A 24,866-nucleotide genomic window follows, 5' to 3' on the forward strand; every position below is an offset into this window, starting at 1 on the left:
CCACCAATTGAAATCTGACATCTCCCACCCCGGTAACTTCAACAACGAAGACTCCAACCACACGGCCAACCCCCACATTGATCAGGTGCTCGATGCCCGCCTGAGCCGCCGCGGCCTGCTGCGTGGCGCGGCGGGTGCCGCAGGTGCCGGCGTTCTGGGCACCACGGCCCTGAGCGGCTGCGCCACCTCCGGCGCGTCCGGCACCACCGGCGCAGCCCTCACCAGCCTGGGCTTCAAGCCCGTGGCCAAGAGCCTGGCCGACAAGGTGGTCGTGCCCGAGGGCTACAGCGCCCAGATCATCTACGCGCTGGGCGACCCGCTGGCCGCCGGTGTGCCAGCCTTCAAGAACGATGGCAGCGACACCGCTTTCGATCAGCGTGCGGGCGACCACCACGACGGCATGGAGTGGTTCGGGCTGGACGCTTCGGGCAAGCCATCCAACAGCTTCAACAGCCGCGGCATCCTGGCCGTGAACCACGAAGCCACCACCGACGAGAAGCTCAGCTCCTTCTTCATCCACACCAACGGCGGCGCGTCCACCCTGCCCCGCCCGGCGTCTGAAGTGGACAAGGAACTCGCGATCCACGGCCTGTCGTTCGTGGAAGTCCAGTCCAGCGGCAAGCAGTGGGCCTACAAGACCAGCTCGCCGTTCAACCGCCGTGTCACCACCATGACCACGGCCGCCATCCACGGCCCGGCACGCGGCAGTGAACACCTGGTGACGAAGTTCAGCACCGACGCCACCCTGTGCCGCGGCACGCTGAACAACTGCGGCACCGGCAAGACCCCCTGGGGCACCTTTGTCTCGGGCGAAGAAAACTGGTACGGCTATTTCTCGCGCGACGCCAAGGACGACGATCGCCGCAAGAAGGACAAGCAGGTCCAGGCCCTCAACCGCTACGGCCGCAAGGCCGGCGCCGCCAGCCGCCACGGCTGGGAAAGCGCCGGCCCGCAAGACCAGTACGTGCGCTGGAACAACGGCGCACTGGCCGCCAGCGCGAAGGACGACTACCGCAACGAAATGAACACCTTCGGCTATGTGGTCGAGATGGACGCCTACGACACCCAGGCGCCGATGCGCAAGCGCACCGGTCTGGGTCGCTTCGCGCACGAGAGCGTGGCCTTCGCCAAACCGGTGGCCGGCCAGCCCGTCGTGGCCTACATGGGCGACGACGCACGCGGCGAGTACATCTACAAGTTCGTGTCCGACGCCAAGTGGGACCCGAAGGACGCGCAGCCGGCCAACCGCCTGGCCGCCGGTGACAAATACCTCGACAAGGGCACGCTGTTTGCCGCCCGCTTCAAGGACAACGGCAGCGGTGAATGGCTGGAACTGTCGATGAACAACCCCGTCATCGCGGGCAGCTCTTACTTCGAGTTCAAGTCCAACGCCGACGTCGCCATCTTCACGCGTCTGGCGGCCGACGCCGTGGGCGCGACCAAGATGGACCGCCCGGAATGGGGCGGTGTGAACCCGAAGACCGGCGAGGTCTACATCACGCTGACCAACAACAGCAACCGCACGGAAGCCAACACGGACGCCGTGAACCCGCGCATGTACACCGACATGAAGGGCAGCAAGGCGCAGAAGGGCAACGTGCACGGCCACATCGTTCGCATGGCCGACGCCTCGCCCGCCGGCAGCGCGTTCAAGTGGGACGTCTACGTCTTCGGCGCCGAAGCCGATGCCGACAAGGCAGCGGTGAACCTCTCCAGCCTCACCGACGACAACGACATGTCGGCGCCCGACGGCCTGGTGTTCAGCCCGGCCACCGGCGTCTGCTGGATCCAGACCGACGACGGCGCCTACACCGACAAGACCAACTGCATGATGCTCGCCGCCATCCCCGGCAAGCTCGGCGATGGCGGCGCCAGGACGGTCAAGCACGGCGACAAGTCCGTCACCACCTACGTGGGCAAGACCCCGACGCCCACCACGCTGGCACGTTTTCTGGTCGGTCCCAAGGGCTGCGAGATCACCGGCTGGTGCGAGACACCCGATGGCCGTGCGGTGTTCGTCAACATCCAGCACCCGGGCGAAGGCACAGCCATGGCCGACGTGGGCAATCCGGCCAAGTACCAGAGCCAGTGGCCCGCCAACGCCGGTTACGGCGCTGGCCAGCGCCCGCGCTCGGCCACGATCGTCATCACCAAGAACGACGGCGGCGTGATCGGTTCCTGATCCCGCTTCGTTCCACTTCACAACCCGGCTTCGGCCGGGTTTTTTCTTGCCCGCTGTGAGGCCGACACCTGGTAACAACAGCAGCACCTGGTGACTGGCCGTGCACCCGTCGCAGCACTATGCTGAAACCCATGATCTCGCTGTCGCCCCTGCGATTGGTGATGTACACAAAGGAGCCATCATGCCAAACGGCATCTACCGCATCGAAAGTGAACGCCCCATCGTGAGCGCCCTCCTGCACGTGGCCATGGGAAAGAGCTGCGTGCTTGACGATGGGGAACTCGCGGTTGTGGTTGCAGCCAAGAGCCAGACGATCCCGCCGGGTCGGGAGATTCGGGTCGTCCACGTACCGACAGGCGAAATCGTGTTTCGCAAATCGGAGACCGTCCACGACATGTCCAACGAGGGCCCTGGGTGAACCGCCCGCGAACGGAAAAAAATGGCGGTATGGCTGTATGCAGCAGCACATCCCAAAACGACGACAGCGGGTGTGTCGCTGCGGTGAATGCCGATGAACAGAGCGCTTCAGTGCGCGGGCAGCGGCGGCGCAGAAGGCATGGTGCGTCCGACGTTCTGCGCCATCACGCCCGTGAACACGGCCTCGACCTGGGCGGCGATCTGCTGCCAGTCCAGCTGGGCGACCTGCTGCCTCGCCCGGGTGCTGGCCTGGGTGATGCGCTGGGGCTGGGCGGCCAGTTCGCGGGCCAGTGCGACATACGCTGACGCATCTCCCGCCGGCGCCATCCAGCCGGTGACGCAGGGTTCCAGCCACTCGGCCGCCGCCGCGGTGTCGAAGGCCAGCACCGGCAGCCCGCTGGACAGCGCCTCCAGCGTGACGTTGCCAAAGGTCTCGGTCAGGCTGGGAAACAGGCACAGATCGGCCGAGGCGTAACACGCGGCCAGCACGTCCTGCCGCAACTGCCCCACAAACACCGCCGAGGGGCAGCGCTGCTGCAGGGCTTCGCGTTGTGGCCCATCGCCCACGAACACGAGCCGCACATCGCGGTGCACCGCGGCCATCGCCTCGAAGGCGCGGATCGCGATCTCCAGGTTCTTCTCGGCGGCCAGCCGGCCCACCACCAGCAGCACCAGACTGGCTTCGTCGGCGCCCCACTGGGCGCGCAGCTCGCCGCTGCGGCGCTCCGGCCGGAACATCTGCGTGTCCACACCGCGCGCCACCACGCGGATGTTCTCGAAGCCGCTGGAGATCAGCTCGGCACACAGCGCGCGCGTGGGCACCATGGTGCACTGCGTGAGGTTGTGGAACTTGCGCAGGTAGGCCACGATGGGTTTCTTCAGCCAGCCCAGGCCGTAGTGCTGGCTGTAGCTGTGGAAATTGGTGCGGAAGTCGGAGGTCACGGGCAGTCGCAGGTGGCGCGCAGCCTGCAGCGCCGACCAGCCCAGCGGGCCTTCGGTGGCGATGTGCACGAGGTCGGGCCGTTGCAGCGCCCAGGCCGAGATCAGGGCCTTCTTGCCCGGCAGGCCCAGCTTGAGCTGCGGGTAGCGCGGGATCGGCATGCCGCGCATCAGCACCTCTTCGAACCCGGCGTCCTGCGCGCCCAGGTCGGCGCGGGTCTGGCGCGGGCGCACGAGCTGCACCTGGTGGTTGCGCTCACACAGGCCCTGCACCAGCCGCGCCAGCGTGAGTGCCACGCCGTTGACTTCGGGTGGCCAGGTCTCGGTGACCACGGCCAGGCGCAGCGAAGGCCGGGCGGCCGGGAATTCCTGCACGAGGATGTTCTGAGAGGCGAGATGGTTCATGCCGGCATCTTCCCGGGCTTGCACAACAGGCATGTGACAAACCGGCCCGCGCCGATGACAGCCCTGTGCCCGCGCGATGACAGAGCGCCCCTGTCACCGGCCTTTCATCGAGTCTGCAGATCATGTCGCCACCCCCTTGTCCATTTCCCCCACCAGGAGACCCATGTGACGACTTTTTTCGAGGCCCTTGACATCCAGCGCCAGGACGACCACCGCTACTACCACCACCACCGCATCAACCAGACGCTGCATTTCGTCAGCGCGATCAGTTTCCTGGTGGCCTACGCGTGGCTGCTGGTGGACCCGGTGGTCTCGGCGCTGATCGCCTGGCTGTTCTCCATGGCCACGCGCCAGGCGGGTCATTTCTTCTTCGAACCCAAGGGTTACGACCACATCAACCAGGCCACGCACGAACACAAGGAAGCCATCAAGGTGGGCTACAACCTGCAGCGCAAGATCGTGCTGATGGCCTTGTGGGCCGCCGCGCCGGTGGCGCTGCTGGTCTCGCCCGACCTGCTGGGCCTGATCGAGTCGCACAGCGACTGGACCGGCTATGCGCGCGACGTCGGCGCGGCCTGGCTGGTGATCGGAGTGGGTGGCCTGTTGTTCCGCACCGTGCACCTGTTCTTCATCCGCGACGTGCAGACCGGCCTGGTGTGGATGACCAAGATCCTGACCGACCCTTTCCACGACATCGCGCTGTACCACCGGGCCCCGCTGCAGCTGCTGCGCGGCGAGCTGCTCGACCCGGCCTACCACGGCCAGCGCGGCTGATCCCGCACCGGCAACGACCGCCCGCCTTGACACGCTCAGACCTGGCGCCCGAGCAGCGTGCCGAGCACCTCGCGCAGGATGCCGCGGCGGATGTCCTTGTTGCTCTGCCCGCCGCCCTGCCCCCACCAGCCCTGTGTGTGCATGTCGCGGCCGGCGAGCACGAAGCGCTGCAGCACCTGCTCGAAGTCGGCGTCGCTGAAGTTCAGGCTGAAGATCAGGCGCCCGGTGCCCACCCAGCTCAGGGCCAGCCCGTGCCAGCGCAGGTGGTACTGCAGCAGCCAGTTGTAGCGCGAAGGTTCGGTGTAGCCGATGGTCCAGATGCTGTGCATGTTCGTCGCGCGCATGGGCAGACCCTCGGCGGCCATGGTCTGATTGAAGCGCAGCGCGCGCGCGTCCCAGCGAGCCTCCTGGCCCTCATAGATGGCCTGCACCTCGGGCGTGTCCAGGCGGCGCAGGAACGCGTTCATGCCACCCATGACGTAGGGGTGAGCGTTGAAGGTGCCGCGCGCGAAACACAGGTCGGCCGGGCGCTCGGGGCGATAGCGCTGCATCAGGTCGTGCCGCCCGCAGACCACGCCCACCGGGTAACCGCCGGCCAGTGTCTTGCCGTAGGTGACCATGTCGGCCTTCACGCCGAAGTATTCCTGCGCACCGCCCGGCGCGAGCCTGAATCCGAGGAATACCTCGTCGAAGATCAACACAATGCCGCGCTCGGTGCAGACCTCGCGCAGGCGCTGCAGCCACGCGGTGTAGGCGGCCTTGTCGTAACCCGCCTGGCGGCTGCTGTCGACCAGCGCCGAATCGGCCGGGGCGTTGCGGTTGGGGTGCAGGGCCTGCAGCGGGTTGACCAGCACGCAGGCGATGTCCTTGCGGGTGCGCAAGACCTGCAGACTGCGCTCGCTCATGTCGGCCAGGGTGTGGGTCTCGCGCGGGGGCAGCGGATTGCCCGGGCCGGGCTGCACGTCTTCCCACCAGCCGTGGTACGCGCCGCAAAAGCGCACCAGGTGTTGGCGCCGCGTGTGGTAACGCGCCAGGCGCACGGCCTGCATCACCGCCTCGGTGCCCGACATGTGGAACGAAACCTCGTCCAGCCCGGAGATGGCGCGCAGCCGCGCGATGTTGTCGGCCACGCAGGGGTGGTAGGCGCCGAGCACCGGCCCGAGCTCCTGCGCCATCGCTGCGCCCTCGGCCATGGTGGCCTTGTAGAAGTCCACACCGAACACATTCACGCCGTAGGAGCCCGTCAGGTCGATGAAGCGGTTGCCGTCGAGGTCGGTCAGGCTCACGCCTTCGGCCGACTGCACGAAGGCGCCCACCTTGAGCCGCTCGCTCACGATGGGGCTGAACTGGAAGGGCACGCGGTATTTGCCGGTGAACTGCAGGTCGGCCAGGCCTTCGCGCGCCTGCGCGGTGAGCGCCAGGGTTTTTTCGTAGCGCTGTGCAAAGCCGGCGCACAGGGTCTCAAACGCGGCGCGGCGCAGCTGCGCGACCTCATCGGACACCCCGTCGCAGTTGAAGAAGCGCGCCTCGTCGTAGGCGTAGCCCGGCAGCAGCCGCGCCAGCCGCTTCGCCAAACGCGAATGGCCGGCGAGCGAGCGGTGTTTGGCGCGCGAGAGGTCGAGGCGGCGCTTGAGCGCGGGCAGACCCAGCGCGAGCGCGGCGGCTGGGAGGGCGTATTCGATGAAAGGCATGGCGATGACTGCTCCGTGACTGCAATCCCGCGTTTCTATTTCACCCCCATGACACCCGTATGAACCTGCGAGCCGCCGCTCAGCGCCTGGCGCTGAACGAAGACCTGAATTTCCTGCTGACCAACCGCGTGCCGCGCATCGCGCTCACGCGCTTCATGGGCTGGTGGAGCCGCATCCGCCACCCCTGGGTGCGCGATGCGTCGATGGCGGTCTGGAAAACTTTTTCCGACCTCGACCTGAGCGAGGCCAAACAATCCCACTTCGACAGCCTGCACGACTGCTTCATCCGCGAACTCAAGCCCGGCCTGCGCCCGCTCGATGGCCGACCCGGTGTGTTGACCAGCCCGAGCGACGGCATCGTCGGTGCCTGCGGCCGCATCGAGGCCTTGCAGTACGGCACGGACGCCCAGCTGTTCCAGGCCAAGGGCTTCCCCTACCGGCTGCTCGACCTGCTGGGCGACAACGTGCCAGGGCGCGAGCTGGCGCGGCAGCTGCAGGGCGGCAGCTACGTGACACTGCGGCTCACCTCCAGCATGTACCACCGCTTTCACGCGCCCTGCGACGCCACGCTCGAACACGTCACCTACATCAGCGGCGACACCTGGAACGTCAACCCCATCGCGCTCCAGCGCGTCGAGCGCCTGTTCTGCCGCAACGAACGCGCCGTGCTGCGGCTGCGCCGGCCCGACGGCGGCCTGCTGGTGCTGGTGCCGGTGGCGGCCATCCTGGTGGCCAGCATGCGCCTGCATGCGCTCGACGTGCCGCTCAACCTGCGCTACCGCGGCCCCAACCAGTTGCCCTGTTCGGCCGGCTACCGCCAGGGCGACGAACTCGGCTGGTTCGAACACGGCTCCACCATCCTGGTGCTGGCGCCGCCGGGCCTGGCGCTCGGCCCCTCGCTACGCAACGGCCACCGCATCCGCATGGGCGAAGCCCTGCTTCAAACAAGCTCCCACACCAGCACAGAAGACACATGACCCCCACGATCGCTACGCTCTCTGCCCCCCAAGGGGGCTCGACCTCCTTGAGGCGGCTCGACGGAGGTCGGCCATGACCACCGTCGACCTGATCTATTTCAACGCCGGCGGAGGCCACCGCGCCTCCGCGCTCGCCCTGCAATCCGTGCTGCGCGAACAAGGCCGCCCCTGGGAGGTGCGGCTGGTCAACCTGTTCGAGGTGCTCGACCCGTCGGGCCGCTTCAAGCGCCTCACCGGCAAAGCGCCGGAGGACTGGTACAACCAGCGCCTCGCGCGGGGCTGGACCCTGGGCATGGCGCACGAACTCAAGATCCTGCAGGGCCTGATCCGGCTGGCCCACCCGACCCTGGTGCGCAAGCTGCGGCGCCACTGGCAACGCACGCAGCCCGACCTCGTGGTCTCGCTGATCCCGAACTTCAACCGCGCCCTCTACGACAGCCTGGCCGCCGCGCGGCCCGGCGTGCCCTACGTCACCGTGCTGACCGACCTCGCCGACCTGCCACCGCATTTCTGGATCGAACGCGACCAGCCGCAGCACTTCATCTGCGGCACACCGCGCGCCGTGCAGCAGGCCCACGCGCTGGGCCACCGCGAAGACCGCGTGTACGCCACGTCGGGCATGATCCTGCGCCCCGAGTTCTACCGGCCCGCCACCCTCGACCGGGCCGACGAGCAACGCCGACTGGGGCTGGATCCGCGGCGCCCGACCGGGCTGGTGCTGTTCGGCGGCCACGGCTCCAAGGCCATGCTGGGCATCGCCGAGCGGCTGAGCGACACCCAGCTGATCCTGGTCTGTGGCCACAACCAGGCCCTGGCCGAGCGCCTGCGTGCCCAGCCTTCGACCGCGCGGCATGTGGTGGTCGGGTTCAGCAGCGACATTCCGGCCTGGATGCGCTTGGCGGACTTTTTCATCGGCAAGCCCGGCCCCGGCAGCGTGAGCGAAGCGGTGCAGATGGGCCTGCCGGTGATCGTGGTGAACAACGCCTGGACCATGCCGCAGGAGCGATACAACGCCGACTGGGTCCGCGAGCAGCGGCTCGGCATCGTGATGGGCAGCTTCCGCGGCGTGGACAGCGCGGTGGCGCAATTGCTGGATGGGCTGGACGCGTACCGCGCCCGCGTGGACCGGATCCAGAACCGGGCGCTGTTCGAGATCCCCGACATCCTCGCCCGGGTCCTGGCGGAAAGCGGTGAGGAAGCCGCGGATGGGGCGGTCACCCGCCCCGCCGATCAGCGCAGGCCGGCGCAGTTCGCGTAGAAGGTGGTGGTGGCGGGCCAGTCGGAGAACACGCCCATCACACCCACGTCCTTGGCCAGCACGTCCAGCACACGCAGCATCTCGCCTTCGCTGCTGAGTGCCGTGTCCACCGTCTGGTAGTAGAAGCCGTTGTTGCCGTCGGCCAAGATGCCGGCCCGCTCCAGCGACCAGGCGATGATGCCCAGCCCGGCCGCACGCGCGTCACGCGCGTACTGCGAGGGCACGATATCGCCCGCGGCGTTGGTGCTCAGCAAGGCAAAGATGGGGGGCGCCACGATCTGGATGCCCTGGCTCTTGTAGTCCACCAGCTCATTGCGGCTGGGCAGGTCGGCCGGGGTGTTGGCGTCGTCCAGGTACACCGCCTGCTTGCCGAACGCGGCCTCGTTGCGCACCCAGTACAGCACGTCGTTGATGTTGAAGGACTGCGCAAACACCTGGCGCGGCGACACGCCGGCCTGCTTGTATTCGTCGATCATCTTCTGCGCGTAGGCGGCCTGCGTGAAGCCGTCAAAAGGCATCGTCACGCTCGCGCTCTTGAGTTCCGGCGTCATCTTCACGCCCAGTCGCTTGAACAGCGCAATGCTCTCGGCGTGGGTCATCAGCGTGCCGCTCGTGGGGCCCGAATACAGGTCGGTGCGGAAATTCGCCGTGCCGCCCAGGTACTCCTGCGGCGTGCGGGCCGCCGGATTGAATGCGTCCATCTTGCCGCGCAAGGTCCGGAACTCGGCCAGCGTGATGTCGCTGGTGCGGCATTCGGCCTTGGCGGGCGTGACCACCTTGCCGTCAGCGTCGAGCGTGGCCGGCACGAAGGGCGTGGTGCACTTGGCGGCCAGCGGCGTGACCAGGATGTTGGTGGTGGCGTGCAGGTCGTTCTGCGCGTGGCGGCAGACCAGCTCCTTGTCCTTGGTGAAGGTCACGTCGCACTCGACGATGCCGGCCCCCATGCGCGCCGCAGCGGTGTACGACTCCACCGTGTGCTCGGGGAACTGCAACGGTGCACCCCGGTGACCGATGGAAAAATCGCGCGGGGTGAACTGGCCACGCTGCGCGCACTGCTGGAGTCTCTGCTTCAGGCGGCTGTCGGCCATGTCGTCGACGAGGAAGAACGGGCGCACGCCCAGTTCCACGGAGGCCGGCTTTTCAGCGCGGTGACCGGGCCGCTGCTCGCCCGGTGAAGCCAACGCAGCGGTGGCGGTCAGACCCAGCAGGGCGAGGCCGAGAATCAGGTGGCGCATGGAGTACCTCATGAAGAAGATGGTGATCGGTGGTTGAACACGACGCGGACCGCATCGCCCGGACCATGCTAGGACGCCCATGTGGCAACGGCGTGGCAGCCGCCACCGGTCAGCGCTGTCGCATCAGAAGCGAGCGCTTCAGCGGTTCCAGGCCGACTGGCTGCGTTCGCGGCGGGCCTGGAAACGACAGCGCTGCAGGGCCAGCAACTCCAGCACGCCACCGACCACGCCGCAGCCGATCGCGCCCAACAGCTTGAGTGCCCGAAGCGGATCCCGCTTGCGGCGATCGCCGGCGTTGTTCATCATGCAAAGCCCTTTCTGGCCGACCCGTGATGCCGGCGAGCCACCTTAGCTTTTTCATGTGACGGTTTTGCGTCAGCCCCGAGCTGAAGCAACGGTGGCCGATGGTGTGTCGAACCGGTCCCCCGGCGTTATGCTCGGCGCTGATCCAACCGTCATCACACCCCACACCACCGCCCCACACCGTGCCTGAAACCGCCCTGCCCGAGCTGCTGGCACTTGAAAAGATCATGGAGCTGGGCGCGCCCCATCTGCAGGTGCAGGAGCCGTGCCGGATCACGCTGCCATCGGGTCGCAGCTTTCCCGTGCACGCCATCACCCTGGGCAACCCCAGCCTGGATGTGCCCGCGGTGGGCTACTTCGGCGGTGTGCACGGACTGGAGCGCATCGGCGCCCAGGTGGTCATCGCCTTCCTGCAGAACATCGTCACGCGGCTGTCGTGGGACAGCTCGCTGCACCGCCTTCTGGAAGGCGTGCGCCTGGTGTTCATGCCCATCGTCAACCCCGGCGGCATGTGGGCCGCGACGCGGGCCAATCCGCGCGGCGTGGACCTGATGCGCAACGCACCGGTCGAGGCGCGGGAAAAAGTGCCTTACATGCTCGGCGGCCAGCGGCTGAGCGCGGGCCTGCCCTGGTACCGCGGGCGCCTCGGTGAACCGCTGGAAGCGGAGAGCCAGGCGGTCTGCGACGTGGTGCACAGCGAACTGCTGAGCCGCCCTTTCAGCATCGCGCTGGACTGCCACTCGGGCTTCGGCATCAGCGACCGCCTCTGGTTCCCCTTTGCCCACACGCGCGAGCCCATTCACCACCTGGCCGAGGTGCACGCGCTCAAGGCCATCTTCGAGCAGGCCCACAGCCACCACCCCTACATCATCGAACCGCAAAGCGCGCAGTACCTGACCCACGGTGACCTCTGGGACCACCTCTACCTGCAGGCCAGCACCGCACACCCGGAGCGCACCTTTTTGCCGCTGACGCTGGAGATGGGCTCTTGGCTGTGGATCAAGAAGAATCCGCGCCAGCTGTTTTCGCGCAAGGGCATCTTCAACCCGCTGATCGGCCACCGCCAGCAGCGCGTGCTGCGCCGCCACCTGGCGCTGCTGGATTTCCTCTCGCGCGCCGCGAGCAGCCACACACGGTGGACACCTGGCGCTGATCAACGCGGTCAGCGGCATGCGGATGCGCTGGCTGACTGGTATTGATCTCTTTCTTTGGTCTGTCCCGATGCGCTTCTGTTGTGAACGTCCTGTCCCTTTCGTTGCACCTCGCGTGCCAAGGCGTGTGCGGGCAGGCCGCAGCGCTTCAGTGAGGCGATCGGCGCTGCGCACCGACTGCCCTGCGATGCTCGCGGCCGTGGCCCGTCGCACAACTCGCTGCGTTCGCTGCGCTCTCTCCGCTCAGACAAGTGCGACGAGTCAGTCAACGAAGCGCGCTGCGCGCGCGGCCACGGCCACTGCGCTTCTCGGCGCCTCACAGGCGCGCTGCGGCCTGCCCGCACACGCCTTGGCAAACAGCGGTGTTGGCACGCTACCGGTGGTGCACCCATTCATTTCTTGCTGCGGCAGGCGCTGTCCGGTGGGGGCGATTTCTGGGGCGGCTGTGGCCGCCGGCCTGGGGCCGGGCGCGCAAGTGCGCGCTTCGTTGTCTGACTCGCGGCCACTGTCTGAGCGGAGAGAGCGCAGCGAACGCAGCGAGTTTGGCCGCGCCGGCCCCAGGCTGGAGGGCGCAGCGGAGTCGGCGCAAGGCGCCGACCGCCCCGGTATGAGCCCCCACCGGGCAGCGCCTGACGCAGCCGCGAGGTGCAACCTATGAACACCTGGATCTTCCTCCGAGGCCTGACGCGCGAGGCAGCGCACTGGGGCCGCTTCACAGCCATCTTCCAGCTGGCCATGCCGCAAGCCCGCATCCTCATGCTGGACCTGCCGGGTAATGGCGAACACCGCCGCCAGACCAGCCCGCCCTCGGTCGCCGGTATGGTGGCCGCCTGCCGGGACGAATGCATCCGCCGCGGCATTCAGACCCCGGTGACCCTGCTCGCCATGTCGCTCGGCGCCATGGTGGCTGCCGAGTGGGCGCGTGTGGCGCCCGACGAACTGGACGGCTGCGTGCTGATCAACACCAGCATGCGGCCGTTCAGCCCCCTGCACCACCGGCTCCGGCCCGCCAACTATGGGGCCCTGCTGCGACTGGCCCTGGGCGGGGCTTCGCCCGAAGTCATCGAACAGACGGTGCTGCGGCTCACCAGCAACCAGCCGGATCAACTGCGCGAGGTGATCCCGGACTGGGCGGCCGTGCGCCGCCACCGCCCGGTGAGCGCCGGCAACGCCGTGCGCCAGCTGCTCGCCGCGGCCCGTTACCGCGCGCCCCGGGAGGCGCCCGGCGTTCCCCTGTTGTTGCTGGCCAGCGAGCACGACCAGCTGGTGGACAGCCGCTGCTCGCAGGCCATCGCCGACGCCTGGCACTGCCCGCTGCTGATGCACCCGGCGGCTGGCCACGACCTGCCGCTGGACGATCCGCGCTGGGTGACGGACCAGGTGCGGCGCTGGTTGCAGAGCGCGCCGGGCGCCTGAACTACAAGACCTTCTTGCGCAGCAGAGCGCTCAGCCGTTCGACCAGCACCACCAGCGCAAAGATGGCCAGGATGATGGTGGCGGCTTCGTCGTAGTTGAACAGGTCCATCGCCACCTTCAGCTCGATGCCGATGCCACCCGCCCCCACCAGCCCGAGCACCACCGACGAGCGTGTGGCCTTCTCCAGGCTGAACAGCGAGGTGTTGATGAACGACGGCATGGCGGCGGGGAACACCGCGCACATGATCAGCGACAGGCGGCTCGCCCCCATGGCCGAGAGCGCCTCCTGCGGCCCGCGGTCCACCTCTTCCATGGCCTCGGCAAAAAAGCGGCCACAGAAGCCGATCTTGTCGATGACGATGGCCAGGGTGCCGGCGAACGGCCCCAGGCCCACCGACACCACGAAGAGCAGCGCCCACACCAGGTCGGGCACGGTGCGGAAGAAGGCGATCAGGTTGCGCGCCGCGTGGTAGACCAGCGGATGGGGCGAGAGGTGCGGCGTGGCCAGCACGGCGATCGGCACGCTCAGCAACACCCCGACCACCGTGCCCACGAAGGCCATCTGGAAAGTCTCCAGCAGCGCCCAGCCCACGGCCTCCAGCCGCGCGGTGGACGGCGGCAGCATCTCGCCCACCAGGCGTGTCATCTGCGGAATGCCGCCCCAGAGGTCACTGAACGAGACACCGGTCTTGTTCACCGACCAGGCGAAGAAGCCGAGCACGATCAGCCAGAGCATGAAGCTGGTCGGGCTGGTCCGCTCGAAACGGTCCGGCAAGGCGCGCAGGGCCGGGGTGGCGGTGTGCTCAGGCATACAGGGCTCTCAGTTCGGCGACGTCGATCTCGTGGCTCAGGGCATCGAGCACGATCTCGCCGCGCTGCAGGGCAATGACCCGGTCGGCGTATTTCACGGCGTGCACCAGGTCGTGGGAGGTGAAGACCATGGTCAGGCCTTCGTCCTTCACCAGGCCGGAGAACAGCGACATGACCTCGTCGCCGGCCACCGGGTCCAGGCTGGCGGCGGGCTCGTCGGCCACGATGAGGCGGGGCCGCTGCATCAGGGCGCGCGCCACGGCCACACGCTGCGACTGGCCACCCGAGAGTTTGTCGGCGCGGCGCAGGGCGATGTGGGTCAGTCCCACGCGCTCCAGACAGTGCATGGCCTCCTCACGCAACGCCGCCGGGGCCAGGCTCTGCAACCAGGCGCGGGCCAGCGGTGCGCGTGGCAAGGCCCCGTGCAGCACGTTGGACAGGGCCGAGAGGCGCGGCACCAGGTTGTGTTTCTGGAACACGAAACCCACCTGGGCACGCAACCGGCGCAGCGCCTGGGCGTCGAGCCCGCCCAGCGGCGTACCGAACAGCCGCACCTCGCCCGCGTCGGGCCGGATCAGGTGCATGCAGCAGCGCAACAACGTGGACTTGCCCGCGCCGTTGGCGCCGATGAGCGCCACACGCTGCCCCGCCGTCACCTGGAAGTGCACGTTGCGCAGCACCGGCGTTCCCGGCTCGAAGGACTTGCCCAGCGCGCTCACCACCAGATCGGCGACCAGGCCGCCGGTGGCCGCCATGCCCGGACCCATGGCGGGCGACGCACCGACGAACGTCGTCACGGGTGTGAAGGGATGCAACATACGGGCAGCGGGTTCGGGCCAGCGGGACATGGCACCGTTCTCAATCACCGACGAAGGCGGCGTACTGCGCCTGGCCGATGGTGGCGTACATCTTGCGCACGTAGTTGTAGTCGGCGTCGGCGATGCTGGGGATGAACTTCATGCCCTGGAATTTCTGGTTTTCGTCCGGGCCGAGCAGCACGGCTGCCACCAGCGCTTCGGAGTTTTCGCTGAAGACCTTCTTCATCTGGGCGACCACGGCGTCGGGCACGTGGGTGCCGGCGAGCAGCACGTCGTTGGGCAGGTCACGACCGCGCGCGATGACCTTGAAGACCACATCCGGGTGGCGCTTGGACAGGCCGGGCAGATCGGTGCGGTTGATGCCGACGGCGGACACGTCGCCGCGCTTCATGGCCTCGACGGCCACGTTGCGGTTGATGTGCAGGATCTGCACGTCCTGCCCGGGCTTGAGGCCCAGGTCGGCCAGCACTTGGATCGGCGAGAGGTGGCGCGAGGTGGAACCCACGTCACCCAGGGCGACCTTCTTGCCCTTGAGGTCCTCCACGCCGTCGATGCCCGAGCCCACCAGCGTGACCACCGAGCCGTAGTACTCGGGGCGGCTGAAGCCCACCACCAGCTTGGCGTCGGTGCGTTTCTTGAACACCACGTACTCGGCCGGGCCGGTCAGCACCAGGTCGATCTTCTTCGCGTTGAGCGCTTCCACCGCGGCGGTGCGGTTGGGCACGGGGAACAGTTCAACCTTCATGCCGGACTTTTCCGACAGGATCTTCTGGAAGCCGGCGTATTCGCGCTGCAGGTTCTCCAGTCCGACGATGTCGGTGACGGCCAGGCGCAGCGTTTGCGCCTGGGCCGAGATAGCGGTGGCGGTGAGGCCGATCACCGCGGCGGCGGTGGCGAGGTGTTTGGTCCAGTTCATGAGGCAGCTCCAAGTGGTTTAGACAACTTCACGAGCGTGACGGCGTGCGATGACAAAGTTGTGTAGACGACATGAAACTTTCATGACTTGTGTGACAGGGCCTTTTCGTCGTGCAGTTGTCACAAAAAAGGGGCACGCTCGACATCTTTTGATCACCGGGGACACCAGGCATGAACACATTGGAACGGTTTGCGATCGCTGGCGGCAGCGCCTTGCTGCCCTCGGGTTTTCAGGATGACGTGGTCATCACGGTGGACCACGGCGTCATCGTGGAGATCGGCAGCGAAGCCAACGGCGCACCGGTGATGGACGCCCGCGGCCTGCGCGTGATGCCGGGCATCATCGACCTGCATGGCGACGCCTTCGAGCGCCAGATCATGCCCCGGCCAGGCGTGCATTTCGACCTGCAGCTCGCCCTCGCCGAAACCGACCGGCAACTGGTGGCCAACGGCATTTCCACCGCCTTCCACGGCGTCACCTTTTCGTGGGAACCCGGCCTGCGCAGCCGTGACACGCTGGTGCGCCTGATGGCGGCGATGGACGCTGCCGAAGACCACCTCTCGTGCGACGCGCGCCTGCACCTGCGCCACGAGACCTACAACCTCGACGGTGAAGACGAGGTGCTGGCCTGGCTGGCCGAAGGCCGCATCGCCCTGCTCGCCTTCAACGACCACACCGCCGACATCCTGCGCAAGATCGGGCACCCGAAAGACGGCATGACGGTGCTGCAGCGCACGGGCCTGACTGCAGCGGACCTGCAGGCGCTGGCCGAGCGGGTCGTGGCGCGGCGCGACGAGGTGCCGGCCTCCATCCACCGCCTGGCCGCGGCCGCACGGGTCGCCGGCGTGCCCATGGCCTCGCACGACGACCCCTCGCCCGAGGTTCGCACGGACTACCAGTCCCTGGGCTGCAACATTTCGGAATTCCCCAAGACCCGCGAGACCGCGGTGCTGGCCCGCCAGTACGGCAACCCGGTGGTGTTTGGCGCGCCCAACGTGGTGCGCGGCGGCAGTCACATGAGCAATGCAGTCTCGGCGTCGGTCATGGCGCGCGCCGGCCTGTGCACGGTGCTCACGTCCGACTACTACTACCCGGCCATGCTGCCTGCCGCCTTCCGCCTGAGCGAAGACGGTGTCTGCGATCTGCCCACCGCCTGGGCCATGATTTCCAGCAACGCCGCCGATGCAGCGGGCCTGACCGATCGCGGGCGCCTCGCCGTGGGCCAACGGGCCGACATCGTGCTCGTGCGCACGCCGGCCGGGCGGCCACCCAGCGTGGCGGCGCACGTCATCGGCGGTCACCTGGCCTTTGCGGCCAAGGGGGCTCCGCGGTTTCATCCCCCTTCGAAAGCCGTTGCCCTGGAAACGCTCTGACCTCTGAATAGATGGTTTTTGCAGGCCAAAGCCGAGGGGCTGCACCTCGCGGCTGCGGCAGGCGCTGCCCGGCGGGGGCTCATCCGGGGTGGTCGGCGCGTTGCGCCGACTTCGCTGTGTCCGCCCGTCTGGGGCCAGCGCGGCCAAACTCGCGCCGTTCGCTGCGCTCCCTCTGCTCAGACAGTGGCCGCGAGTCAGACAACGATGCGCGCACTTGCGCGCCCGGCCCCAGACGGGCGGCCACAGCCACCCCGGAACATCGCCCCCACCGGACAGCGTCTGCCGCAGCAATTGGCGTTTGGGTATTCCACCGGTCGTGTGCCAACACCTTTTCTGCCAAGGCGTGTGCGCTCAGGCCGCAGCGCGCCTTGTGAGGCGCCGAGAAGCGCAGGGGCTGTGGCCGCGCACGCAGCGCGCTTCGTCAACTGACTTGTCGCCATTGTTTGAGCGGAGAGAGCGCAAGCGAACGCAGCGAGTTTGGCGACGGGCCACGGCCGCGAGCATCGCAGGGAAGTCGGTGCAAAGCGCCGACCGCCTCACAGAAGCGCTGCGGCCTGAGCGCACACGCCTTGGCACGCGAGAGCCGCCTCACCGAAAATGCCGCCGCTACCGCACCACCGAACCGCTGCGCTGCAACCACACCAGCGCAGCCAGGCCGACCAGGCCCACCCCGGTTGACACCCAGAGCGCACCGCCCCCGAACCGGTCAATCGCCAGGCCAAAGACCAGCGGCGCAAAAGCCTGCGCCACACGCGCCGGCACCATCAGCAAGCCCTGGCGCGCCCCGTAACCCTTCGGCCCGAAGATCACCAGGGGCAGCGTGCCTTTGGCGATGGTGAGGATGCCGTTGCCCGCGCCGTGCAAGACCGTGAACAGCAACGCCACCGGACCACCCACCACCATCAGCAGCACGGCGCCCAGCGGGTGCGCGGCCGTCGCCAGCTGGGCCGACAGCAGCGGGTGCACCTTGCGCAGGAAGCCGAACTCCAGCAGCCGGGCCGCCACCTGGGCCGGCCCCACCAGGGCCGCCAGGGCCAGCGCGGCGGCCAGCGTCAGCCCGTGGGCTTGCAGCAGGCTGGGCAGGTGGGCCGCCATCGCGGTGCTGGTGAACCAGGTGACGGCGAAGACCAGCGACAGCAGGATGGTGGGCCAGAACGTGGTGCCCGGCGGCGCCACAGGCGCGGCGGTTGGTGACACCACCGGCACCGGGCTCACGCCGGGCGCTGCCGCGCTGCGTGGCAAGGAGGCGTTGAGCGGCAGGCCGATCAGCAGGTGCAAACCCGCCCAGCACAGACAGGCGCCGCGCCAGCCGAATTCGAGCTCCAGCCAGGCCGTGAGCGGCCAACCCACCGTGCTGGCAAAACCGGCGATCAGGGTGATGCCGGTGATGCTGCTGCGCGCGTCGTGGCCGTAGAGCCGCACCAGGGTCGCGAAGGCGGCGTCGTACAGGCCTGCGGCCATTGCCACGCCGATCAGACCCCAGGCCAGAAACAGCAGCACTGGCCCTTGCGCCAATGCCAACGCCACCAGCCCCGCCGCGAACAGCAAGTTGGTGCCGATCAGCACCGGGCGGCCACCGTGGTGGTCGATCAACTGCCCCGCCCAGCGGCCAAACACCGCCGAGACGATCAGGGCAAACGAAAAGGCGGCAAATACCGTCGTCACGGACACGCCCAGGTCCGCGGCCATCGCCGTGGCCAGCATGGCCGGCAGGTAGTAAGACGAGGCCCAGGCCAGGGTCTGTGCGGTGCCCAGGCGGGCGACCACCGAAGTGCGGTGCGAGATCAGCATGGTGCCGACTCTAAGCCGGCCAGCACCATCTCAGATCAGAACCTTGCGAATCCGGGAAGAGATCACGTCGATCACGCTCACCGTGACGATGATCATCAGCATCACGGCGCAGGTCTCGGCGTACTGGAAGCCGCGGATGATTTCCCACAGCACGACGCCGATGCCGCCCGCGCCCACCATGCCCACCACCGAGGCCGAGCGCACGTTGGATTCGAAGCGGTAGAGCATGTAGGAAATCCACAGCGGCATGACCTGCGGAATCACGCCGTAGACGATCTCGTGCAGCGCGCTGGCGCCGGTCGAGCGGATGCCCTCCACCGGCTGCGGGTCGATGGCCTCCACGGCTTCGGAGAACAGCTTGGCCAGCACGCCCGCGGTGTGGATCCACAGCGCCAGCACACCGGCGAACGGCCCCAGGCCGACAGCCACCACGAACAGCATCGCGAACACCATTTCGTTGATCGCGCGGAACGCGTCCATCAGGCGGCGCACCGGCTGGTGGATCCACCAGGGCGTGATGTTGCTGGAGGCCAGCAGGCCCAGCGGGATGGCGGTGAGCACGGCCAGCGCCGTGCCCCAGAGGGCGATCTGCAGCGTGATGATGATCTCGCTCAGGTACAGCTTCCACTGCGAAAAATCGGGCGGGAAAAAGTCGGCCGCGTAGGTGGCCATGTTGCCCGAGTCGCGGATCAGGTCGAGCGGGCGCATGTCGGCGCCGTTCCACGAGCCCGCCAGCAGCAGCAGGAGCGCGGCCCACGACAGATACCAGGTCAGGCTGCGTTTGGGGGCGGGTACCACGGCCGGTGTCAGGCGGTGGACATTGAGCGTGGTGGACATGGTCGTGGGCGAGGTAAGAGGATTCGGGAGCGCGCTTCAGGCGCAGACCGTCCGCGGCGGGGTGCCGCGAACGGTCCGGGTGGAAAACACCCGGGAAAGAACGCTGAAGGGAACGATCAGTTCAGCGCGGCGAGCAGCTTGTCGATCTCGGCCAGCTTGGCCATCTTGTCGGCCTCGCTCAACCCGGTGTCGGATTCGATCTTGTTGCGCTTGCCGAACAGGTCGAGCTGGCGGATCGGCAGCAGCTGGGCGTTGGACGACGGCTTGAAGCCCGACAGCTTGGAGATCTTCATCACCACCGCTTTTTCACGCGCATCGGTCTTGGCGTAGTTGAAGAGGAAGTTCTTGATCTTGGCCTTGGTGGCTTCAGGCAGGTCCTTGCGCATGACCAGCGGGTCGAGTGCGATCAGGGGCGAGGTCCAGATCACGCGGATGTCCTTGCGCTTCTCGGGAAACTTCTCGGCGATCTTGGCCAGGTTCTCGCTGTTGTTGGTGGCCACGTCGACCTGCTGGTTGGCCACGGCCAGGGCGTTGGTTTCGTGGTTGGCGGAGCGCACGATCTTGAAGTGCGTGCGCGGATCGACCTTGTTCTTGGCGAACACGTAGAAGCTGGGCACGACGAAGCCGGAGGTGGAGTTCGGGTCGCCGTTGCCGAAGCTGTAGCTCTTGCCGTTCTTGAGCAGGTCGTCCAGCGACTGGATCGGGCTGTCCTTGTGCACGATGAGGTGCGAGTAGTAGCCCTCGGTGCCGTCGGAGTTCACCATCTGGGCGAACACCTCGCCGCTGGCGCGGTCCACCGCCTCGATGGCGGACTTGTTGCCGTACCAGGCCACGTGAACCTTGTTGAAGCGCATGGCTTCGATCACACCGGCGTAGTCGGGCGCGAAGAAAGCCGTGACCTTGAAGCCGGTCTGCTTGGCCATGTCGTCCAGCAGCGGCTGCCAGTCGGCCTTGAGGTTCTGCGACGACTCGGTCGAGATGATGCCGAAGTTGATGTCCTGCGCCAGGGCGCCGGTGAGGGTGAGGCCGAGCGCGAGGCCGGCCAGGGTTTTCTTGAGCATGAAAGACTCCGTCAGGAAGGGATGAAGGGGAAACGTGGGAGGAGAACTTGGGTCGGGAACGCGGCTCTCAGGCCGCTTGCGCCAGGGGCGCAGGCCAGTGGCGCTCTGGCATCGGGGCCACTGGAATAGGTGCGTGGGCCTGCGGCTCGCCCATCAGCATTTCGTCGGCGTGCATGCCATAGAGCTCGCGCAACAGGGCCGGGGTGAGCGCCGACGCGGCGCCGTCAAACACCACCTGACCCTGGTGCAGCGCGATCACGCGCGGGCAGTACTTCAGGGCCATGTCCACCTGGTGCAGCGACACCACCACGGTGGAGCCGTCTTCGCGGTTGATGCGCGTGAGGATTTCCATGACCTTGCGCGAGGATTCGGGGTCGAGCGAGGCGATGGGCTCGTCGGCCAGCACCACCCTGGCGCCCTGCACCAGCGTACGCGCGATCGCCGCGCGCTGCTGCTGGCCACCCGAAAGCGTGGACGCGCGTTGCGCATGGCAGTCGGCAATGCCGACGCGCGTCAGCGCTTCAATGGCCAGCGCCCGCTCCTGGGCGTTGAACCAGCGGGTCAGACTGCGCCACAGCGGCATCTGGTGCAGGCGACCCACCAGCACGTTGGCCATCACGGGCAGGCGGTCCACCAGGTTGAACTGCTGGAACACGAAACCGATCTGCGAGCGCACCTTGCGGATGTCGCGGTGCACACGGCCCTCTTGTTGCACACAACAGCCGTTGATTTCAATCAGCGAGCCTTCGCCCGCGTCGGCCACCACCAGGCCCGCCACATGGCGCAGCAGGGTTGACTTGCCGGAGCCGGAGGCGCCGATCAGCGCCACCATCTCGCCCTGGCGGATGTCCAGGTTGATGTCGCGCAGGGCGTGTTTGCCATTGGCGAAGTGTTTGTTCAGCTTGTGAATGCGCAGGGCGGTTGTCATGGGTGGGCTCCAAAGTCGTCTAGGGCCTGTTAACACAAACTTCGAAGGCCATCGACCACCAGCACAAAGCTAAGAAACCCCAGGAACATCGCATCGAGTTTCTCGAAGCGGCTGAAGATGCGCCTGTAGCCCTTGAGTCGGCGGAACAGGCGTTCAACTTCATTGCGGCGCTTGTACATCTCACGGTCGTACTCCCATGGTTCGATTCGCGTCCTCAGCGGCGGCACTACCGGGATGAATCCCAGGTCAAGCGCCAACTGTCGCGTCTCGTTTCCTTCGTAGGCTCGGTCCATGAGCAGATGTACCGGCCGACTCGCTGCGCCCAGGCTCTGAAGCAACCGCCGACCTTCGGGTGCGTCATGCGCCTGGCCCGGTGAGAGGCTGAACGTTACGGCCGTTCGAGCATCCGCGGCAACCATATGAATCTTGGTGTTCCATCCGCCTCGGGACTTGCCGATGGACTGAGGTCCGTTTTTTTTAGAGCGCCTGTGCCGTCGGGATGCACCTTAATGCTGGTGGAGTCCAGGGACACCGCTTCAATCTTGATGCGCACGATCTGCTCGCGCTGCAGCGCATCAAACATCTTGTCCAGCACACCGGCCTTGGTCCAGCGACGCATGCGCGTGTAGATGGTGTGCCAGTTGCCAAACCGCTTGGGAAGTCCGCGCCACTTGCAACCGTGCTCGGCCACATACAGCATGGCGTTGATGACCTCCAAATTGCTCATGCTGACGTTGCCGCGCTGCAAGGGCAGGCAGTGTTCAATGCGCGCGAATTGCTCTTTTGTGATCTCCATGGCCGATAGTTTCGCAGCCGAGATGTCCAAAAGCAATTAGTGTTAACACGCCCTAGACACGTTGAGTGTGGTTTTTCTCTGTGACAGTCGTTTGACGATTGCCGGAAGATTGCAAGTCAGAGCACCCTATGACCTTCTCTCCACACGGCGCGTACAACACCGTGGCGCACGCCGTTGGGCATGTCCACCACGCGCACCTGCACCAGATCGGCGCGCAGGCCCGGCTGAATGGCGCCGCGGTCGTGCAGGCCGGTGGCGCGGGCCGGGTTGCGGCTGACGATGGCCACGGCCTCGGGCAGGCTCAGGATGTCGTCGGCCACCAGCCGCAGCACAGCGCTGAGCAGGCTGCCCGGCACGTAGTCGCTGGAGAGGATGTCAAGCAGGCCGTGGCGCGCCAGATCAGCCGCTGCGACGTTGCCCGAATGCGAGCCGCCGCGCACCACGTTGGGTCCGCCCATCACGGTCAGCAGACCGCGCTCGCGCGCTGCCTGGGCGGCCGCCAGCGTGGTCGGGAATTCGGACATGCTGGCGCCTTCGGCGTGCGCCTGTTCCACATGGGCGACCGTGGTGTCGTCGTGGCTGGCCAGCGCGATGCCGTGTTCGCGGCAGTAGTCCACAAAGTAGTCGCGGTGCGGCTCGGCGTACTGGGCCTGCAGACGCTCGGCGTGGGCCACCTGGTGCTCGAACTTTTCCTGGCTCCAGCCCTTCTTGCCGGTGTAGTAGATGCGGGCGTGTTCCAGGTTTTCCCACTGGCGCTGGCCCGGCGTGTGGTCCATCAGCGAGATCAGCGACAGGCGCTCATGGCCGTGGAAGGGCTGGAACAGGTCGATGGTGTTGTGCGCCGGCAGCTCGCAGCGCACGTGCAGGTGGTGGTCGGCGCGCAGCACGTTTTCTGCCGTGCAGGCGTCCAGCGTCTGCAGCACCGCGTCCCAGGCGGTGCCGCGCAGGCTCTCGTGGTCGGCATCGCCCACGCCCAGCGCGTCAAAGACGGTGGTGATGCCCGCGGCGGCGATCTCGGCGTCGTGCGCCAGCAGCGCGGGCATCTCGGCCCACTGCACCTTGGGGCGCGGCATCAGGTGGCGCTCGAAGTTGTCGGAGTGCACCTCGATGAAGCCGGGCATGAGGAAATCACCCTCCAGGTCGATGGCCTGCGGCAGCGAACTGTTGCTCGCGCCGAAGCCGGCGATGCGCCCGGCCTCCACCGACAGGCTGCCGGTCTGCACTTCGTCGGGCAGCACCATGCGCGCGTTCTTGAACACGATGGGCGGGTTCACTGAGTGATTCATGTGGCGCTCCTGAAATCACCAACATTGATGCGCCGCGTGGCGACGGCATCGCCCACCTGGGCGTCGTGAAAGATGCCGACCAGCGCGGCGCCGCGCGCAGCGGCTTCCTGGATCAGCTGAATCACGGTGCCGGTGTTGGCCGCATCGAGCGAGGCGGTGGGCTCGTCCAGCAGCATCAGCGGCCGCGGCTTGATCATGTTGCGTGCGATGTTCACGCGCTGCTGCTCGCCGCCGGAAAACGTGGCCGGCGGCAAGGCCCACAGGCGCTCGGGAATGCGCAGCCGGGTGAGCCAGGCACGCGCCTGCTCACGCGCGGCCTCCAGCGCCACCGGGTCGTCGCCGCTGTCTTCCACCAGCGCTTCGGCCACCACGTCGAGCGCCGACACGCGGGGAATCACGCGCAGGAACTGGCTCACGTAGCCGATGCTCTCGCGGCGCAACCGCACCAGCTCGCGCGGCGTGGCCTCGGTCACCTCCACCGGCGCGCTGCCCGGAGGCGCCACGGTGATGCGGCCTTCGGTGGCGCGGTAGTTGGCGTAGATGAGCTTGAGCAGCGTGCTCTTGCCCATGCCGGACGGGCCGTCGAGCACCAGGCATTCGCCGGGGCGCACCTCCAGATCGACGTTGTGCAAGACCGAGAGTTCGGCGCCGTTCTGGTGGTGCAGGGTGAAGCGCTTGGCCACCCCTTTCATCTGAAGCAGGGGTGGGTTCATGGTTGCAGTACCGAAGAGACGAGGAGCTGGGTGTAGGGGTGTTGCGGGTCGTCGAGCACCTGGTCGGTGAGGCCGGCCTCGACCACGCGGCCACGCTGCATCACCATCATGCGGTGGGCCAGCAGGCGGGCCACGGCCAGGTCGTGCGTGACGATGATCGCGGCGAGGTGCATCTGGCGCGTGAGCTGGCGCATCAGGTCGAGCAGGCGGGCCTGCACCGACACGTCCAGCCCCGAGGTGGGTTCGTCCATGAAGATCAGGCGCGGCTGGGTGACCAGGTTGCGCGCGATCTGCAGGCGCTGGCGCATGCCACCGGAGAAGGTGCGCGGTGCGTCGTCGATGCGGATCGGGTCGATCTCGACGCGCTGCAGCCACTCCTCTGCCGTGCAGCGCAGCCGCCCGTAGTGGCGCTCGCCCAGGCCCATCAGGCGCTCGCCCACATTGGCGCCAGCCGACACGTCCATGCGCAGGCCATCGGCCGCGTTCTGGTGCACGAAGCCCCAGTCGGTGCGCGCCAGCAGGCGTTGCTGCGCCTGCGACATGCCGTGCACGTCCTGCAGCAGGCCGTCGCGGCCGAGGAATTCGACGCTGCCGGCGTCGGGCGTGGTGCGCGCGGCGATGGCGTTGAGCAGGGTGGTCTTGCCCGAACCGGACTCGCCCACCACGGCGAGCACCTCGCCCGGCCAGAGATCGAAGGACGCCTCGTGCAGCGCGACATGGTCGCCGTAGCGTTTGGCCACGCCGCGCACGCGCAGCAAGGGGGTTGAAGAAGACAAGGAGGTTTTCATT

At 67.4% G+C, this 24,866-nt stretch carries 23 protein-coding genes; 8 read left to right on the top strand and 15 right to left on the bottom strand.

The window, feature by feature from the left end; genetic code table 11:
• Positions 1-7 precede the first annotated feature (7 nt).
• Positions 8-2,182 (top strand): PhoX family protein, encoded by a 2,175-nt coding sequence (locus AC23D4_RS06060; protein ID WP_472890374.1) that lies wholly within the window; start codon positions 8-10, stop codon positions 2,180-2,182.
• Between the two features lie 181 nt (positions 2,183-2,363).
• Positions 2,364-2,600 (top strand): hypothetical protein, encoded by a 237-nt coding sequence (locus AC23D4_RS06065; RefSeq protein WP_472890373.1) that lies wholly within the window; start codon positions 2,364-2,366, stop codon positions 2,598-2,600.
• A 107-nt stretch (positions 2,601-2,707) separates the two neighbouring features.
• Here AC23D4_RS06065 and AC23D4_RS06070 read toward each other — a convergent pair whose 3' ends face one another.
• A complete protein-coding gene (locus tag AC23D4_RS06070; protein WP_472890372.1) occupies positions 2,708-3,943 on the bottom strand; it encodes a glycosyltransferase family 4 protein in 1,236 nt (411 codons plus the stop codon).
• A gap of 165 nt (positions 3,944-4,108) precedes the next feature.
• Here AC23D4_RS06070 and AC23D4_RS06075 point away from each other — a divergent pair, with 165 nt between their 5' ends.
• Positions 4,109-4,717: a DUF962 domain-containing protein gene (locus AC23D4_RS06075; RefSeq protein WP_472890371.1), complete on the top strand. Its 609-nt coding sequence runs from the start codon at positions 4,109-4,111 to the stop codon at positions 4,715-4,717.
• 35 nt (positions 4,718-4,752) lie between these two features.
• On the opposite strand, the gene AC23D4_RS06080 is transcribed toward AC23D4_RS06075, so the two are convergent.
• The gene (locus AC23D4_RS06080; RefSeq protein WP_472890370.1) at positions 4,753-6,408 is read right to left on the bottom strand and encodes an aminotransferase class III-fold pyridoxal phosphate-dependent enzyme; all 1,656 of its coding nucleotides are present in this window, start codon (positions 6,406-6,408) and stop codon (positions 4,753-4,755) included.
• Positions 6,409-6,467: 59 nt separating this feature from the next.
• Between AC23D4_RS06080 and asd the strand changes: the two genes are divergently transcribed.
• Positions 6,468-7,385: an archaetidylserine decarboxylase gene (gene asd, locus AC23D4_RS06085; protein WP_472890369.1), complete on the top strand. Its 918-nt coding sequence runs from the start codon at positions 6,468-6,470 to the stop codon at positions 7,383-7,385.
• A gap of 73 nt (positions 7,386-7,458) precedes the next feature.
• Complete coding sequence (locus tag AC23D4_RS06090; protein WP_472890368.1) at positions 7,459-8,643, top strand: glycosyltransferase; 1,185 nt, start codon at positions 7,459-7,461, stop codon at positions 8,641-8,643.
• Here the strand turns inward: AC23D4_RS06090 and AC23D4_RS06095 are convergent.
• Together AC23D4_RS06095 and AC23D4_RS06100 are read right to left on the bottom strand one after the other, a co-directional pair.
• Positions 8,616-9,878, bottom strand: a complete 1,263-nt coding sequence (locus tag AC23D4_RS06095) for a glycerophosphodiester phosphodiesterase family protein (RefSeq protein WP_472890367.1) — start codon at positions 9,876-9,878, stop codon at positions 8,616-8,618. The two genes, AC23D4_RS06090 and AC23D4_RS06095, sit on opposite strands and share 28 nt — an antisense overlap.
• A 138-nt stretch (positions 9,879-10,016) precedes the next feature.
• A complete protein-coding gene (locus AC23D4_RS06100) occupies positions 10,017-10,184 on the bottom strand; it encodes a hypothetical protein (RefSeq protein ID WP_210822109.1) in 168 nt (55 codons plus the stop codon).
• Between the two features lie 179 nt (positions 10,185-10,363).
• Between AC23D4_RS06100 and AC23D4_RS06105 the strand changes: the two genes are divergently transcribed.
• Positions 10,364-11,380, top strand: coding sequence for a M14 family zinc carboxypeptidase (locus tag AC23D4_RS06105; protein WP_472890366.1), 1,017 nt, complete (start codon positions 10,364-10,366; stop codon positions 11,378-11,380).
• Between the two features lie 606 nt (positions 11,381-11,986).
• Positions 11,987-12,748 carry an alpha/beta fold hydrolase gene (locus AC23D4_RS06110; protein WP_472890365.1) on the top strand — a complete coding sequence of 254 codons (762 nt, stop codon included), beginning with the start codon at positions 11,987-11,989 and terminating at the stop codon, positions 12,746-12,748.
• A 1-nt stretch (position 12,749) separates the two neighbouring features.
• Here AC23D4_RS06110 and phnE (AC23D4_RS06115) read toward each other — a convergent pair whose 3' ends face one another.
• The 3 genes from phnE (AC23D4_RS06115) to AC23D4_RS06125 are packed head-to-tail and all read right to left on the bottom strand — an operon-like array spanning position 12,750 to position 15,292.
• Positions 12,750-13,559: a phosphonate ABC transporter, permease protein PhnE gene (phnE, locus tag AC23D4_RS06115; RefSeq protein ID WP_472890364.1), complete on the bottom strand. Its 810-nt coding sequence runs from the start codon at positions 13,557-13,559 to the stop codon at positions 12,750-12,752.
• Positions 13,552-14,406 carry a phosphonate ABC transporter ATP-binding protein gene (locus tag AC23D4_RS06120; RefSeq protein ID WP_472890363.1) on the bottom strand — a complete coding sequence of 285 codons (855 nt, stop codon included), beginning with the start codon at positions 14,404-14,406 and terminating at the stop codon, positions 13,552-13,554. Before AC23D4_RS06120 ends, phnE (AC23D4_RS06115) begins: the two co-directional genes overlap by 8 nt.
• A gap of 10 nt (positions 14,407-14,416) precedes the next feature.
• Complete coding sequence (locus AC23D4_RS06125; RefSeq protein WP_472890362.1) at positions 14,417-15,292, bottom strand: PhnD/SsuA/transferrin family substrate-binding protein; 876 nt, start codon at positions 15,290-15,292, stop codon at positions 14,417-14,419.
• A 170-nt stretch (positions 15,293-15,462) separates the two neighbouring features.
• Here AC23D4_RS06125 and AC23D4_RS06130 point away from each other — a divergent pair, with 170 nt between their 5' ends.
• Positions 15,463-16,665, top strand: a complete 1,203-nt coding sequence (locus AC23D4_RS06130; RefSeq protein ID WP_472890361.1) for an alpha-D-ribose 1-methylphosphonate 5-triphosphate diphosphatase — start codon at positions 15,463-15,465, stop codon at positions 16,663-16,665.
• Between the two features lie 606 nt (positions 16,666-17,271).
• Here the strand turns inward: AC23D4_RS06130 and AC23D4_RS06135 are convergent.
• The 8 genes from AC23D4_RS06135 to phnK all read right to left on the bottom strand — a co-directional run bounded on the left by AC23D4_RS06135 (position 17,272) and on the right by phnK (position 24,865).
• Positions 17,272-18,456: an MFS transporter gene (locus AC23D4_RS06135; protein ID WP_472890360.1), complete on the bottom strand. Its 1,185-nt coding sequence runs from the start codon at positions 18,454-18,456 to the stop codon at positions 17,272-17,274.
• A gap of 30 nt (positions 18,457-18,486) precedes the next feature.
• Positions 18,487-19,293 carry a phosphonate ABC transporter, permease protein PhnE gene (gene phnE, locus AC23D4_RS06140; protein WP_472890359.1) on the bottom strand — a complete coding sequence of 269 codons (807 nt, stop codon included), beginning with the start codon at positions 19,291-19,293 and terminating at the stop codon, positions 18,487-18,489.
• Between the two features lie 116 nt (positions 19,294-19,409).
• A complete protein-coding gene (phnD, locus tag AC23D4_RS06145) occupies positions 19,410-20,354 on the bottom strand; it encodes a phosphonate ABC transporter substrate-binding protein (protein WP_472890358.1) in 945 nt (314 codons plus the stop codon).
• Positions 20,355-20,421: 67 nt separating this feature from the next.
• Entirely contained in the window at positions 20,422-21,282 is an 861-nt protein-coding gene (phnC, locus tag AC23D4_RS06150) for a phosphonate ABC transporter ATP-binding protein (RefSeq protein WP_472890357.1), read from the bottom strand.
• A gap of 29 nt (positions 21,283-21,311) precedes the next feature.
• Positions 21,312-22,078 (bottom strand): IS5 family transposase gene (locus AC23D4_RS06155; RefSeq protein WP_487623619.1). Its coding sequence is split into 2 segments (ribosomal slippage): positions 21,312-21,763 and positions 21,763-22,078, totalling 768 coding nucleotides; the frame shifts between segments, so codons are not numbered across the junction.
• Positions 22,079-22,194: 116 nt separating this feature from the next.
• Positions 22,195-23,364 (bottom strand): alpha-D-ribose 1-methylphosphonate 5-triphosphate diphosphatase, encoded by a 1,170-nt coding sequence (locus AC23D4_RS06160; RefSeq protein WP_472889698.1) that lies wholly within the window; start codon positions 23,362-23,364, stop codon positions 22,195-22,197.
• Positions 23,361-24,077 (bottom strand): phosphonate C-P lyase system protein PhnL, encoded by a 717-nt coding sequence (phnL, locus tag AC23D4_RS06165; RefSeq protein ID WP_472889699.1) that lies wholly within the window; start codon positions 24,075-24,077, stop codon positions 23,361-23,363. Before phnL ends, AC23D4_RS06160 begins: the two co-directional genes overlap by 4 nt.
• Positions 24,074-24,865, bottom strand: coding sequence for a phosphonate C-P lyase system protein PhnK (gene phnK, locus AC23D4_RS06170; RefSeq protein WP_472889700.1), 792 nt, complete (start codon positions 24,863-24,865; stop codon positions 24,074-24,076). Before phnK ends, phnL begins: the two co-directional genes overlap by 4 nt.
• Position 24,866 lies beyond the last annotated feature (1 nt).

Source organism: Hydrogenophaga sp. L76, from assembly GCF_057654755.1.

Bases quoted from the DNA above. Each gene is read 5' to 3' on its own strand.
- AC23D4_RS06065 (WP_472890373.1), top strand. From the start codon at position 2,364: ATGCCAAACGGCATCTACCGCATCGAAAGTGAACGCCCCATCGTGAGC.
- AC23D4_RS06070 (WP_472890372.1), bottom strand. From the start codon at position 3,943: ATGAACCATCTCGCCTCTCAGAACATCCTCGTGCAGGAATTCCCGGCC.
- AC23D4_RS06080 (WP_472890370.1), bottom strand. From the start codon at position 6,408: ATGCCTTTCATCGAATACGCCCTCCCAGCCGCCGCGCTCGCGCTGGGT.
- asd (WP_472890369.1), top strand. From the start codon at position 6,468: ATGAACCTGCGAGCCGCCGCTCAGCGCCTGGCGCTGAACGAAGACCTG.
- AC23D4_RS06090 (WP_472890368.1), top strand. From the start codon at position 7,459: ATGACCACCGTCGACCTGATCTATTTCAACGCCGGCGGAGGCCACCGC.
- AC23D4_RS06095 (WP_472890367.1), bottom strand. From the start codon at position 9,878: ATGCGCCACCTGATTCTCGGCCTCGCCCTGCTGGGTCTGACCGCCACC.
- AC23D4_RS06100 (WP_210822109.1), bottom strand. From the start codon at position 10,184: ATGATGAACAACGCCGGCGATCGCCGCAAGCGGGATCCGCTTCGGGCA.
- AC23D4_RS06110 (WP_472890365.1), top strand. From the start codon at position 11,987: ATGAACACCTGGATCTTCCTCCGAGGCCTGACGCGCGAGGCAGCGCAC.
- phnE (WP_472890364.1), bottom strand. From the start codon at position 13,559: ATGCCTGAGCACACCGCCACCCCGGCCCTGCGCGCCTTGCCGGACCGT.
- AC23D4_RS06120 (WP_472890363.1), bottom strand. From the start codon at position 14,406: ATGTCCCGCTGGCCCGAACCCGCTGCCCGTATGTTGCATCCCTTCACA.
- AC23D4_RS06125 (WP_472890362.1), bottom strand. From the start codon at position 15,292: ATGAACTGGACCAAACACCTCGCCACCGCCGCCGCGGTGATCGGCCTC.
- AC23D4_RS06130 (WP_472890361.1), top strand. From the start codon at position 15,463: ATGAACACATTGGAACGGTTTGCGATCGCTGGCGGCAGCGCCTTGCTG.
- AC23D4_RS06135 (WP_472890360.1), bottom strand. From the start codon at position 18,456: ATGCTGATCTCGCACCGCACTTCGGTGGTCGCCCGCCTGGGCACCGCA.
- phnE (WP_472890359.1), bottom strand. From the start codon at position 19,293: ATGTCCACCACGCTCAATGTCCACCGCCTGACACCGGCCGTGGTACCC.
- phnD (WP_472890358.1), bottom strand. From the start codon at position 20,354: ATGCTCAAGAAAACCCTGGCCGGCCTCGCGCTCGGCCTCACCCTCACC.
- phnC (WP_472890357.1), bottom strand. From the start codon at position 21,282: ATGACAACCGCCCTGCGCATTCACAAGCTGAACAAACACTTCGCCAAT.
- AC23D4_RS06160 (WP_472889698.1), bottom strand. From the start codon at position 23,364: ATGAATCACTCAGTGAACCCGCCCATCGTGTTCAAGAACGCGCGCATG.
- phnL (WP_472889699.1), bottom strand. From the start codon at position 24,077: ATGAACCCACCCCTGCTTCAGATGAAAGGGGTGGCCAAGCGCTTCACC.
- phnK (WP_472889700.1), bottom strand. From the start codon at position 24,865: ATGAAAACCTCCTTGTCTTCTTCAACCCCCTTGCTGCGCGTGCGCGGC.